The organism is Kribbella sp. NPDC051936, from assembly GCF_040680955.1.
Taxonomy (GTDB): Bacteria; Actinomycetota; Actinomycetes; order Propionibacteriales; family Kribbellaceae; genus Kribbella.
Window position 1 is genome coordinate 62,990 of the sequence record NZ_JBFAXS010000009.1, and the last position, 12,423, is coordinate 75,412.

Genomic DNA, 12,423 nt, shown 5'->3' on the forward strand with positions numbered 1-12,423 from the left:
AGGGCGTGCCGGTCAGAGTCGGGTGCCGTGGGGACGGAACCGTCCGGGCCGCTGCGGCTGCTCCGGGAGACACACGAGGAACGAGTGCTCACCGCACTCCGCACTCGGGGCGCGCTGACCCGTGCCCAACTCGTCGAGCAGACGAACTTGTCGCGCGCGACGCTCTCGTCGATCGTCCAGACGTTGCTGGGCCGGCAGGCCCTGACGGAGACGAGCGAGGAGGCGACCACCGGTCGGGGGCGTGGACGGCCGGTCTCGATGCTCACGCTCAACCCGGCCGGCGGGCTCGCACTCGGTATGGACCTCGGCCACCGCGGCGTCCAGGTGACGATCGCGAACGTCGCGCACGAGGTGGTCGCCTCGGGCGCGGTCGCCTGCGCGGAACGGACGCCGCCGGCGCGCCGCCTGGAGCTTGCGCTCGATCTGGTCGACGACCTGACCAGCAGGCACGAGATCTCTTTGGCCGCGCTCGCCGGGATCGGGGTTGGCATCGTCGGGCCCGTCACGGCCGACAAGAGCCGGCCCGAGCCGGATGCGGACTTGGTGCACGACACTCTCGGCGCGCGTTTCGGCGTACCGGTGGTCGTCGACAACAACACCCGCCTGGCCGCGCTGGCCGAGGCGGTCTGGGGCGCCGGCGCGGGTGTGAGCAGTGCGTTGTATCTGCGACTGTCGTACGGCGTCGGCGGCGGGCTGGTCCTCGGCGGGCGGCTGTTCGCGGGCGCGGGCGGCGCGGCGGGGGAGCTCGGGCACATCAGCGTGGATCGCGACGGACCGGCATGTCAGTGCGGCGGCCGGGGCTGCCTCGAACGGTACGTCTCGTTGACGACCCTGCAAGAGCGATGCCCAGACGTTCTCGAAGCGCGCGATGCCGGGGCTCATGAGGTCTTGGCCGAAGCCGGCGCGCGGATCGGCGAAGTGCTGGCGGCTGCCTGCAACACGGTCAACCCAGAGGTCGTCGTGGTCGGCGGGGAGCTGGCCGACACCGGCGACCACCTGTTCGCCCCGCTGCGAGCCGCGTTCGGCCGGTACACCCACAGCCAGGTCCGCCGGACCGCGCGAATCACCCGCGCGGCGCTCGGTCCCGACGCCGCGGCCCGCGGCGGCATCGCCCTCGTCCTCACGACAACGCCACCGGAGGCCTCCCGCGACATCCGCCGCCACGATCGACATCCACCGCGACCGGCGCCACACCATCGACCCGATGATCTACGGGCACTTCCTGGAGTCCGCGTTCTTCGGCAACATCGAGGGCGGCGTGTTCGACGAGGGCTCGCCGCTCGCATACGGCGGTGACGGCGCGCGCAACGGCCTGCGCAGCGACGTGATCGAGCTCTGCCGCGAACTCGGGCTCCCGGTGGTCCGCTGGCCGGGCGGCAACTTCACGTCGCCGTACCGCTGGGAGGACGGCGTCGGCCCGCGGGAGTCCCGGCCGCGGCGGCTCGAGCCGGCCTGGGGCTCGGAGGAGACCAACCGCTTCGGCACGGACGAGTTCCTCGCCTGGTGCGCCGAGGTCGGGACCGAGCCGTACCTCGCCCACAGCTGCCGGGACGTCGACGACGCGGTCCGCTGGGTCGAGTACACCAACTACGGCGGCGACACCGAGTACACCCGGCAGCGGGCCCGCAACGGCCACCCGGCGCCGTACGGCGTGAAGTACTGGGGCCTCGGGAACGAGGTGTACGGCGCCGGGCAGATGGGGCACCGCAGCGCCGCCGCGTACGCCGCCGACGCGGCCGAGCACGCCCGCTTCATGCGAGCCGTCGACCCGGCGCTGAAGTTCGTCGCGGTCGGGAAGACCGACGACCGGGACGGCTGGACCGAGACCGTACTAGGGGCTGTAGGCAACCAGATCGACTACCTGTCGTTCCACCTGTACGGCGCGACGACGCAGCTGGTCGACGGCGCCGCCGAGTACGAAGCGATCGTTGCCCAGTCGCTCTATTTCGAGCAGCAGATCGCCGACTACTCCGACCTGGTCGAACGCTTCGCCGGGGACCGCCCGCTCGCGTTGTCACTCGACGAGTGGAACATCCGGCACGTCGAACCGGCCGGCTGGCCGGACCCGCAGCCGTCGGCCGACGGCGGCACGGTCGCGCGCGACGTCGACGGCCTGCCGACCGCGCCGGCGCACCGGGTGAACCGGTGGAGCCCGAGAACGCTCGCCGATGCGCTCTTCTACGCCGGTGTCTTCCACGCCCTGCACCGCGCCGGCGGCCGTCAGGTCCCGGTCGCGATGGCGAACACGGTGAACCTGCTCAACGCGAACGGCGTCATCGTCGCGCGGCCCGGCGGTGCGGTGCGCGCGGCGACGTACCACGTCTGGGACCTGTACCAGAACCACCTCGGCCCGGTCGCGCTGTCCGCCGATGTCCGGTCGCCCGGCAGGCTGACCGCCGTACGGCAGGGGGACGAGTGCGACCGCCGGGGCGAGTTCCGCAGCTACCCGGCGACCGTGCCGGACCTCGACGTCTCCGCGACGCAGACGACCGACGGCCGCTCGCTCCGCGTCGCCGTCATCAACCGTCACCGCGACACGGCGATCCGCGCCGCCCTGACGCTCGACGGCGGCCGCCTTCCGGCCCGGGCGGCGGTGACGCAGTTGAGCGCGGACGAGGTGCTCGCGACGAACACCCTGAGCACACCGGACGCCGTCGGCCTGCGGGATCTGGGAACCGCCGAGCTGGCGGACGGCGACTACGACTTCCCGCCGCACAGCATCACCTTGCTGCGCTTCGATCTCAGCTGAGGTCGAGGCGCATCAGGATGCGGGGATGCCCGGCCAGTGTCGACGTGGTGTCTGCGGCCTTGGCGAACCCGGCGCGCTCGAAGTTCTTGCGGATACCGGCGTACGCCATCGTCAGGTCGACCTTGCTGCCACCGTTGTCGAGCGGGTAGGCCTCGACGGCCGGCGCTCCGTTCGCGCGGGCGAAGTCGACGGCGCCGGCGATCAGCGCGTGCGAGATCCCCTGACCGCGATGCCCCGGCCGGACCCGGATACACCACAACGACCACACCGGCAGGTCGTCCACGTGCGGGATCCTTCGGTTGCGGGCGAACGTCGTCTCCGCGCGCGGTGCGATGGCGGCCCAGCCGACCGGCGTGTCACCGTCGTACGCGAGCACGCCGGGCGCCGGAGTCGCCGCGCACAGGCCCGCGACGTACTCGGCGCGTTCCGGGCCGCGCAGCGCGTTGTTGAGCTTGGACGGGATGCGGTAGCTGAGGCAGAAGCAGACGTTGGCCGTCGGCGACTTCGGCCCGATCACCGCCCGCACGTCCTCGAAGACACTGGCCGGCCGTACGTCGATACTCATGGCGCCACCTCGGCCTGCAGGAGCTGGTTGTGGATCATGAACGCGGTCCGGAGCTCCTTGTAGCCGACCCGGTCGAACAGGACCGTCATCGCCGTGCCGTCGTAGTGCTCGACCAGCCCGGCTCCGAACGCGCGATGCACGACCCGGCTGCCGACCGGGAACGGCTGGTCCTCGGGCGGCGCCGCGGTCCGGCCCGCGAGGTCGTTGTCGCAGTTGCCGCACGGGCCGTCGTACCGCTCGCCGAAGTAGCTGAGCAGCCACTCGCGCCGGCAGCCGCCGTACTCCGCGTAGCCGGCCATCATCTCCACCCGGGAGCGGGCCACCTCGCGACGGTCGTGCTCGACCGCCGAGGCCGCGGCGACGGCGGCGTCCACCGAGCGGGTCAGCCGGAACTGGTGTCCGACGGCAACGACTCGGGCGTCGGTCAGCCGGCCGAGAGCACGCTCGACCCGGGCCGTGCTCAGACCGGTGGCCTGGGCCAGCGCGGCGACGTCCTGCGGCCGGTGGTCGTGGATGGCGGTGGCGACCGCGAGCAGGTCCTCGTCGGTGACGCCGCCGGAGGCGAAGAAGCGGTTCAGACCGAGGTCGGCGTGCCGGAAGAACAGTTCGATGTCGGCCGGTTCGCCGTCCCGCCCGGCACGGCCGATCTCCTGGTAGTACGCGTCGACCGACGCCGGCGCCTCCGCGTGACTGACCCAGCGGATGTCCGGTTTGTCGATCCCCATCCCGAACGCGATCGTGGCGACCACGACCCGGCAGCCGCCGGCGAGAAAGCTGTCCTGCACCTCACGGCGCTGCTTCACCGGCAGCCCGGCGTGGTACGCCTGTGCGGCGACGCCGGCCGTGTCGAGTTCGTGCGCGAGCTCCTCGGCATGCCGATGCGTGCCGACGTACACGATGCCCGGCCCGCGCGACGAGCGGACGTGGCTGAGCAGCCGGCGGTTCTTCGTGTCGTCGTCGGCGAAGGCGAACACGGCGAGGTTGAGGTTGGGGCGGTCGAACCCGCCGACCACGACGGCGGGTTCGTTCAGCTCCAGGCGATGCACGATCTCCTTGCGGACCGGCGGCGCGGCGGTCGCCGTGAGCGCGAGGACCGGCGGCCGTCCCATCGCGCGGATCGCGGTCGCGAGCCGCAGGTAGTCCGGCCGGAAGTCCGCTCCCCACTCGCTGACCAGATGTGCCTCGTCGACGGCCACCAGCGTCGGCCGGGACGCAGCGAGCAACTCCAGTACGTCGGGATGCGTCAGCTGCTCGGGGGAGAGCAGGACGAAGCCGGGCCGGTTGCTCGTCAGCAGCTCGTGGGCGGCGTGCCGGCCGGCGCGATCGGTCGCGTTCAGTTCCGCGACCTCGACACCGGCCGGACGCAGTGCCCGTAGCTGATCCCGCTGCAACGCCACCAGCGGGCTGACCACCACCGCCACCCCGCCCAGCGCCAGGCCGGCCAACTGGTAGATCGCGGTCTTCCCGGTGCCGGTGGCCAGGACGGCGAGCACATCCCGCCCGTCGAGCACAGCCCGTACGGCGTCCTCCTGGCCGGCCCGCAGGGACTCGAACCCCAGCCGCTCGCGGGCGAGTGCTACGACGTCGACACCCATGCCCCGAACCGTAGTACAGCGATCAGTGCTGGACGGAGTACACCAGCTTCTGGATGCCGTTCTTGTAGGACTCGCTGGAGACGAGCTCGAGGTTGGTCTTGTCGCGGTCGGCGTCGCTGAAGAGGCGCTTGCCGGCGCCGAGCAGGACCGGGAACACGAGCAGGTTGTACTGGTCGATCAGGCCCGCGTCGGACAGGTTGCGGTTGAGCGTCGCGCTGCCGTTGATGATGATCGGACCGCCGTCGGTCTCCTTCAGGGCCGCGACGTCGTCGAGGGACCGGAGGATGGTGGTCTCGCCCCAGTTCGTCACGAGGTCGCTGTCCTGCAGCGTGGTCGACACGACGTACTTCGGCATCGCGTTGTAGCCGGCGAACTCCTGCGTCATCCCCGGCCAGACCGGCGAGAACGCCTGGTAGCTGACCCGGCCGAGCAGGAGTGCGGTGGCCTCGGTCTGCTCCTCGCCCTTGAGCGCGTAGGCCGCCTCCTCGAACGCGATGTCCTTGAAGGTCCAGCCGGAGTTGCGGTAGCCGGGCTCGCCGCCGGGGCCCTCCACGACGCCGTCGAGGGAGATGAACGCGGTGGTGATGAGGGTACGCATCTGGTGCTCCTTGGATCAGTGGTGCTCAGTGGTGTCTGGTGCTTGTGCCTGTGCGTCGTGCGGGTGCCGAGCGGCTCGACATGCGTTGAATGTGACGCCGGTCACACAGCCTGGATGATCCAGGCCGCGGAGTCGAACAGGATTCCGTCGTCGTTGTCGTGCGCGGAGAGCATCGCACGCAACGCCTCCCGGGCGCGGTCGGCCTGAGCGGGAGCGAGCTCGGCGAGAAGGGCCTGCGGCTCGCGGAGCCGGAGCAGGTTCTCGTACGCCGACTCGACGTCGGGGCCGTAGTACAGCCGTTCGTGGACCGCGGTGAAGGTGGGGTCGGCGAAACCTGCGGACGTCAGCACGTCCCGCGCGACATCGCGGTCGCCGAGCGTGAACGGCGAGTCGTCGCGGAAGTCGCCGCCGATCGTCTCCGGAATCACCCGCGCCCACTCGTTGGCTGCCCGGGGCTGCCAGACCATGATCACGAGTCGCTCGCAGGCCCGCCGCAAGTTGGCGAATGCGCGCACCGGGTCGGCGAAGAACATCACCCCGAACCGGCTGATCCCCACCTCGAACGCCGCCGGCCCGAAATCGTACGTCGCCGCGTCGGCCAGCAGATAGCTGACGTGCCCCTCGGAGGTGTGCCGTCGTGCGTGCGCGAGCATCCGCTCGGACACATCCACCCCCACCACCCGCCCCGGCCGGGCGTCCGCGGCTGCCTCCCGGGTCGTCTGCCCGCCCCCGCACCCGACATCCAGAACCCGGTCCCCGCTCTGCACACCACACGCGGCCCGGAAGCGCGCCTGCAGGAACCGCATCTCGGCGTCGTAGTCGAACACGCCGCCAAGGCTAGATCAGGCAGGGACGAAGCGAATCGAGTTGCCGTCGGGGTCCTGGGTGTCGGGACCCGGGGCGGTCGTTGCGAAGGCAAGGTGGGCGATCGAGGCGGCCGGCGGGGGTGCGAGTTCGAGTGCGTCGGCGCCGAGACGGAAGGTGTTGTCGCCGACGCGCTCCATGCCGAGATGCGTGCCGTAGAACTCGGCCGCCGCGTCCAGGTCGGGGGCCGCGACAGCGACGTGGGTGAACGCCTGGACCGGGCCGGCGGTGATCGGCGTGACGCGGAACTCCTCCGAGCGCTGCAGCAGCTCGACCCGAACGCCGTTCGGGTCGGACAGGAACGCCAGCCGCCCTTGCCCGCTGCCGGCCACCCGCGGCGACGAGATCTCGGCGTACCCGAGCGCCGTCAGCCGCGCGTAGTCGCCGTCCAGGTCGTCGGTCATGAAGCCGATGTGGTTCAGCCCGTACGACGCCTGCGCGTCGGGCTCCTCGTGGTACAGCAGCTCCACCAGACCGGTCGCCAGCTGGATGTGCACCCGATGTACGCGCGGACCGGCCATGAACAACCGGTCGACCACCTCCGCCCCGAGCCCGCCGTAGAACGCCAGACTCGCCTCGAGATCCCGCACCCGACCGCCGACATGGTTCAGCTCGTAGATCACCCCAGCACTGTAGCAAGCGCTTTCCAAGGCTGCTGGTCGCCAACGAGTGCCGGTGGCGTGCAGGATGGGGGCATGGAGTCACTGGTGTTCGAGAGCCAGGATCTCGGCCGGACCGAGGAATTCCTGAACCGGGCGTACACGAAGATGCAGATCGGGGGCGGCCCGGCCGGCGTGCGCACGCGGATCGCGCGGGCGGCCGCCGAGTCGATCACCGTCGACCGGATCGACATCGGGTTCGAGATGAGCTACGACGCCGACCCGCTCGGCAAGATCTGCCTGTGCGAGGTGTACACCGGCCGCATCACGGATCACGCGACCGACGGCTGGGAGGACGCGTTCCAGCCGGGGGACGTGGTGTCGTTCGCGCCGCCGGACCGGCCGTACGCCGGGAAGATCCGCACGTCGTCGTACAGCATCACGATGTTCGACCCGGCGCTGCTGACCCGGGTGGCCGGCATCGGCCGGAAGATCAACGGGCCGGTGCGACTGCTCGCCCACCGGCCGCGGTCCCGTCAGGCCGCCCGCCACCTGTCGCAGACGATCGCCTACCTCGCCGACACGCTGCCCAACCCGGCCGTCCAGAACTCGCCGCTCGTGCTCGCGTCCGTCTCGCAGCTGCTCGCCTCGAGCGTCCTGGCCGCGTTCCCGAACACGGCCGACGCCGACCCTCAGCAGATCGGCGCCGACAGCCGGGACGCCCGGCCCACGACGGTCCGCCGGGCGCTCACGTTCATGGAGTCGAACCTCGACCAGGCGCTCGCGATCGCCGATATCGCGGCGGCCGCCGGGGTCACCGTGCGTGCGCTCCAGACGGCCTTCCAGCGGCACCTCGGTACGACGCCGCTGGCCTATCTGCGCCGGCTGCGACTGGAGGAGGTGCGTGCGGAGCTCGTGGCCGCCGACCCGTCGCAGCAGACAGTTGCGGCAGTGGCCGCCCGGTGGGGCTTCCACCACCACGGCCGGATGACCGCCGCGTACCGCGAGCAGTACGGCGAACTGCCGAGCACGACCCTGGCGCGTTAGGGAAGCTTCCGGGTGTCGATGAGCTGCTGGGCGACGTCCCGGAGCTTGGTGTTGGTGTCCTGCGAGTAGCGCTTGAGGACGGCGAAGGCGCGGTCGGCGTCCATGTCGAAGCGCTCCATCAGGATGCCCATCGCCTGCCCGACGAGTTTGCGGGCGTCGATCGCCTGGGCGAGCGACGCCTCGTGCCGCGCCGACACCAGCGCGACGGACGCGTGCCGGGCCAGGATGTGCGCGACCGCCTCGTCGTCGGGCCCGAACGCGTCGGGGTCCGGGCTGTACAGCCCGAGCACACCGACCGCGCGGCGGGATGCCGCGCCGGTCACCATCGGTACGTCGAGGACGCTGCGGACCCCGAGCGCCGCGACCTTCTCGGCCCACACCGGCCAGCGGTCGTCGGAGCCGGTGTCCCGGATCAGGACCGGCGCGTGACTCTGCAAAGACTCGACCAGGGGACCGTTCTGGCTGCCGATCTGGAGCTCGAAGATCTCGGCGACCACCGGGTCCGTGACGGCGGCGACCTGCGCACGCGCGCCGCGGGTCGCGAACGCGACTCCGGCGTAGGTGCAGTTCAGGGCCTGCAGGGCGAACTGCACCACGGCGTCGACGGTCTCCTCGACGCTCGCGGCGTCGTGGAGCTCGAGGGCGAGGCGCGCGAAGGCCGAGGCCGTCGTGTCGCTCATCGGGTCGATCATGGCCATCTCTTCATCGTCTCCTGGCGGTCCGGCGGGGGTTGGCCGCCGTCGGGCTGCCGTGGTGACATCATGCGGCTGCTATGACCGGTTTCGCTGCGATCTGTCCCGTTTCCCGCACAATTTGCGTTCTGCGGACAGGCCGGTGTTCGCCGTACGGCTAGGTTTGAGGGGTGCAGGTGGCGAAGCGGTGGGCGTGGGTCGCGGTCGGGGTCCTCGTGGCGGGGGTGTGGGCGGCGTGCTCGGACGACGGCGCCACCACCAAGCCGGTGACCGCGCCGGTACCCACCGTCAGCACGACGGTTCCCGCCAAGCCGACGGCGACGACCTCGAAGCCCTGGTACGACGACTACGACCCGGCACACTTCGCCGCCGACGTCCGGCGCTACGCCAAGCAGGCCGGGATCAACCCACAGTTGCTGATGGCAATCTTGTACAACGAGTCGTACAAGCCGCACGACCCGAAGTTCGAGCGGCAGTGGGCCGAGGTCGACTCGGACCCGGCGTTCGGGATCGCGAACATGCACAAGCCCGCGTTCGACGAGACCAAACGCGGCCGCCCCTTCGCGAAGCGGAAGTGGGAGGAGCTGCCCGACAACCCCGCGCTGGCGATCCAGGCGGCGGCCTGGCACCTGCACGACCTCGCGCGACGGCTGCCCGCCGACCGCTCGGACCTCTACACCAAGGACGAGTTGCTTGCCCTCGGCTACAACGCGGGCGGCGGCAACATGCGGATCTTCGCCCGCGGCCGCAAGGCCGGTGCGCAGGCGCAGTCGTACCTCGACCGCCTGCACGGCAACTGGGCGAAGTCCGCCGAAGCCCTCGAGAGCTGACAGGAGCCCCTGTGACCTTCGCAGCACCCACCCTGGCCGTCGCCGACTGGCGCCAACAGGTCTTCGCGCTGTACCGATCCGTCCGCGCCGAGAGCGACCCCGCCGCGGCGCACGCCCGGTGGCAGGCCACCCGCGACGAACTCCTGAGACATCACCCCGCCTCACCGGTCCCGGTCGAACAGCGCGAGGGATACTCCGGCGCACCCGTCGCGCCGTACGACCCGCAGTACCGCTTCGAAGCGACCATCGACACCGACGTGAAACCCCACAACTGGGAGTTCCTCTCGGCGACCGACGGCGTGATCCCGTTCTCCCGCGTCGGCGTCCTGCGTCTCCCGATCGGCGACCTCGACGTCTGGTGGCTGGAGTCGTACGGCGGCGGCTTGTTCGTCCCGGTCAAGGACCCGAACAGCGCCACGTACGGCGGCGGCCGCTACCTGATCGACACGGTCAAGGGCGCCGACCTGGGCGGTGACCTCGCGACCGGCCGGTTCGTCGTCGACCTGAACTTCGCCTACAACCCGTCGTGCGCCTACAGCCCGGACTGGACCTGCCCCCTCGCACCGGCAACCAACACGCTGGGTGTCGAGTTGCCGGTGGGGGAGATGTCAGGCTGAATCAGGCCGCGGCTTCCAGCGCCCGGGTCAGCAGGGCGACCAGCGCCTCAAGCTGGAAGTCGGCCGAGGAGCCGACCTCTTCGTCGGAGCCGTCGAGCGCCATCGCGGCCAGGCCGGCCTTGGCGTCGATCAGGTCCGCGACCCGGGTGTCGATGGTCTGCGCGGCGATGATCCGCCACGCGGTGACCGGCTCGTCCTGGCCGATCCGGTGCACCCGGTCGATCGCCTGGGTCTGCTCGGCGTTCGTCCAGGACAGCTCGGCGAGGACGACGTTCGACGAGACCTGCAGGTTCAGGCCGACGCCGGCGGTGAGCAGCGAGCAGACCGCGATCGCCACGTCCGGATCGTTGACGAACGCGTCGATGTTCTTCTGCCGGGTGCGCGCGGTCTGGTCGCCGCGGATCGACGAGTACCGGATGCCGCGCTCGGCGAAGAGCTCCTCGGCGGTGTCCATCACCTCGATGTGGCGGGCGAAGAACACCACCTTGCCGACGTTCTGCGCCAGCTGCGCCGCGTAGTCGGCGGCCAGGCCGGCCTTGGCCTGACCGATCCGGCGGAACAGGCTGAACACGTTGTCGCCGGTCTTCTTGGTGGCCATCTCGGACCGTTCCCAGCCGGCCACCTGGCGCACCAGGTCGTGGTCGATCCCGTCCACGACGATGCCCAGCCGGCGCGTCTCGAGCGCGGTCCGGTAGCGCGCCACGAGCCGGTCGGCGAGCTCGCGCTCGGCGTCCCGGATCGAGCGGCCGAGGGCGCCGTCCAGCTCGACCGGGAGGTCGGCGATCCGGCGGGCCGGGATGTCGGCGGCGACGTCCACCTTCCGGCGCCGGACGATGCCCATGTCGATCACGCTGGCCCGCGCGGCCGCGGCGAAGCCCGGGTCGGCCGGCGTCAGGTCGGTGTCGTCGAGCTTGTCCATCAGTTCGGCGCGCGGCGCCTTCTCGTCGATCCAGCCGAGGAACTCCCAGATCGCGGTGAAGTCCTCGATCGAGTTGATCAGCGGTGTACCGGTGAGTGCCATCAGCAGCGGCCGCGCGGTCCGCGACCGGATCCGGTCCGACAGCTCGAGCACGTTCCGCGACCGCTGGGACTTCTTGTTCTTGATGAAGTGCGCCTCGTCGACGACCATGCCGCGGAAGCCGAGCTCGCCGAGCCAGCCGACGTGCCGGTCGAGCACCTCGTAGTTGACCACGACGATGTCGGCGAACCCGTCGATCGTGTCGCCGTCGCCGTGGATCACCGTCGGCGTCCGGCGCGGGGTCCAGAGGCCGGCCTCGCGCGCCCAGTTCGTCTTGACGACGTTCGGCACGACGGCCAGCAGCGGGTACGCGTCGGCGGCCTGGGCGGCGAGCAGCGCCTGGGCGGTCTTGCCGAGGCCGGGCTCGTCGGCGAGCAGGAAGGTCCGGTGACCGGCAGCGGCGGCGGCGATCAGCCGGGCCTGGTGCGGCATCAGCTCCAGGCCGCGCAGCCGGAGCGAGTCGATGCCGCCGGTCAGCCGCAGCGACGTCGGGTCGGGGAGGGTCATGCTGGCCGAGGCCGCGGCGTGCTCGAAGGACCGCAGCAGCGGGCCGATCAGCTCCCAGCCGCCGAGCCGGCTCGGCCGGGCCGGCCGGGACGGGGCGTTGGAGAAGTCCGGGGCCAGGAACGGGTTGGCGAGCTGCCGGGAGACGACCGCCTGCGGCACGACCCGCCGGGTCTGGGTCTCCGGGGGAGCGACGGGCTGCTCCGGCTCCGGCTCCTCGGGCGCCTCCATACCGGCGTCCTCGAGCATCTGCCGCCGGAGCGCGGCCGCGGCCTCGGAGATCACCGCGTCCTCGGCCAGCAGGCCGAGCAGCGAGGGCTCCAGAGCGGCGGTCTTGGCCAGGATCGTCGCGATCCCGTCGAGCCGCCGGAGCTGCTCGGTGCGGTACGCCTCGGTGGCGGACTCGGCGCCGTTCACCCGGGACCGCTCCTCGCGGACCAGCAGGGCGACGACCTGGAACTTCGTCCGGGTCGACGGCTTGATCGCGGCGCGGGTGACCGCGGCCTCGACCTCACGCACGGCCTGCGCGAGGACCTGGATCAGACCGTCGGACTCACCCTCGCGGACACGGCGCCGGCGACGGGGAGCGGAACGGGTAGCGCCGGGCTGGCGCTGACCTCGTCGGGCCAACATTTCCTCCTGTGTCGTGCCACGGCGGAGCCGTGACGGAATACCGGACCACGCGAGGACCGACCCGCCGACGAGATACCACCCGGTGTCGTCCAGAGGGCCGTTCAGAGGGTCC

The 12,423-nt window shown here is 71.3% G+C and carries 12 protein-coding genes; 5 read left to right on the forward strand and 7 right to left on the reverse strand.

Annotated elements, in window-relative coordinates; translation table 11 throughout:
* Nucleotides 1-27 precede the first annotated feature (27 nt).
* Both AB0L64_RS30560 and AB0L64_RS30565 read left to right on the forward strand, forming a co-directional pair.
* Nucleotides 28-1,296 carry an ROK family protein gene (locus tag AB0L64_RS30560; RefSeq protein WP_363715666.1) on the forward strand — a complete coding sequence of 423 codons (1,269 nt, stop codon included), beginning with the start codon at nt 28-30 and terminating at the stop codon, nt 1,294-1,296.
* The gene (locus tag AB0L64_RS30565) at nt 1,205-2,749 is read left to right on the forward strand and encodes an alpha-L-arabinofuranosidase C-terminal domain-containing protein (protein ID WP_363715668.1); all 1,545 of its coding nucleotides are present in this window, start codon (nt 1,205-1,207) and stop codon (nt 2,747-2,749) included. Before AB0L64_RS30560 ends, AB0L64_RS30565 begins: the two co-directional genes overlap by 92 nt.
* Here AB0L64_RS30565 and AB0L64_RS30570 read toward each other — a convergent pair.
* From AB0L64_RS30570 to AB0L64_RS30590, 5 genes are all read right to left on the reverse strand, one after another.
* The gene (locus AB0L64_RS30570) at nt 2,742-3,314 is read right to left on the reverse strand and encodes a GNAT family N-acetyltransferase (RefSeq protein WP_363715670.1); all 573 of its coding nucleotides are present in this window, start codon (nt 3,312-3,314) and stop codon (nt 2,742-2,744) included. The genes AB0L64_RS30565 and AB0L64_RS30570 overlap by 8 nt on opposite strands.
* Nucleotides 3,311-4,909 carry a RecQ family ATP-dependent DNA helicase gene (locus tag AB0L64_RS30575; RefSeq protein WP_363715672.1) on the reverse strand — a complete coding sequence of 533 codons (1,599 nt, stop codon included), beginning with the start codon at nt 4,907-4,909 and terminating at the stop codon, nt 3,311-3,313. The genes AB0L64_RS30570 and AB0L64_RS30575 overlap by 4 nt, the downstream gene beginning before the upstream one ends.
* Nucleotides 4,910-4,931: 22 nt before the next feature.
* Nucleotides 4,932-5,507 carry a dihydrofolate reductase family protein gene (locus tag AB0L64_RS30580; RefSeq protein WP_363715674.1) on the reverse strand — a complete coding sequence of 192 codons (576 nt, stop codon included), beginning with the start codon at nt 5,505-5,507 and terminating at the stop codon, nt 4,932-4,934.
* Nucleotides 5,508-5,608: 101 nt separating this feature from the next.
* The gene (locus AB0L64_RS30585) at nt 5,609-6,334 is read right to left on the reverse strand and encodes a class I SAM-dependent methyltransferase (RefSeq protein WP_363715676.1); all 726 of its coding nucleotides are present in this window, start codon (nt 6,332-6,334) and stop codon (nt 5,609-5,611) included.
* A 15-nt stretch (nt 6,335-6,349) separates the two neighbouring features.
* The gene (locus AB0L64_RS30590; protein ID WP_363715677.1) at nt 6,350-6,994 is read right to left on the reverse strand and encodes a VOC family protein; all 645 of its coding nucleotides are present in this window, start codon (nt 6,992-6,994) and stop codon (nt 6,350-6,352) included.
* Between the two features lie 72 nt (nt 6,995-7,066).
* Here AB0L64_RS30590 and AB0L64_RS30595 point away from each other — a divergent pair, with 72 nt between their 5' ends.
* A complete protein-coding gene (locus AB0L64_RS30595; RefSeq protein ID WP_363715679.1) occupies nt 7,067-8,017 on the forward strand; it encodes a helix-turn-helix domain-containing protein in 951 nt (316 codons plus the stop codon).
* Here the strand turns inward: AB0L64_RS30595 and AB0L64_RS30600 are convergent.
* Complete coding sequence (locus AB0L64_RS30600; protein ID WP_363715681.1) at nt 8,014-8,697, reverse strand: GAF and ANTAR domain-containing protein; 684 nt, start codon at nt 8,695-8,697, stop codon at nt 8,014-8,016. The two genes, AB0L64_RS30595 and AB0L64_RS30600, sit on opposite strands and share 4 nt — an antisense overlap.
* Nucleotides 8,698-8,885: 188 nt before the next feature.
* Between AB0L64_RS30600 and AB0L64_RS30605 the strand changes: the two genes are divergently transcribed.
* The gene (locus AB0L64_RS30605) at nt 8,886-9,539 is read left to right on the forward strand and encodes a transglycosylase SLT domain-containing protein (protein WP_363715683.1); all 654 of its coding nucleotides are present in this window, start codon (nt 8,886-8,888) and stop codon (nt 9,537-9,539) included.
* Between the two features lie 11 nt (nt 9,540-9,550).
* The gene (locus AB0L64_RS30610; protein ID WP_363715685.1) at nt 9,551-10,156 is read left to right on the forward strand and encodes a DUF1684 domain-containing protein; all 606 of its coding nucleotides are present in this window, start codon (nt 9,551-9,553) and stop codon (nt 10,154-10,156) included.
* A gap of 1 nt (nt 10,157) precedes the next feature.
* Here AB0L64_RS30610 and AB0L64_RS30615 read toward each other — a convergent pair whose 3' ends face one another.
* Complete coding sequence (locus AB0L64_RS30615) at nt 10,158-12,311, reverse strand: DEAD/DEAH box helicase (protein WP_363715687.1); 2,154 nt, start codon at nt 12,309-12,311, stop codon at nt 10,158-10,160.
* Between the last annotated feature and the right edge of the window lie 112 nt (nt 12,312-12,423).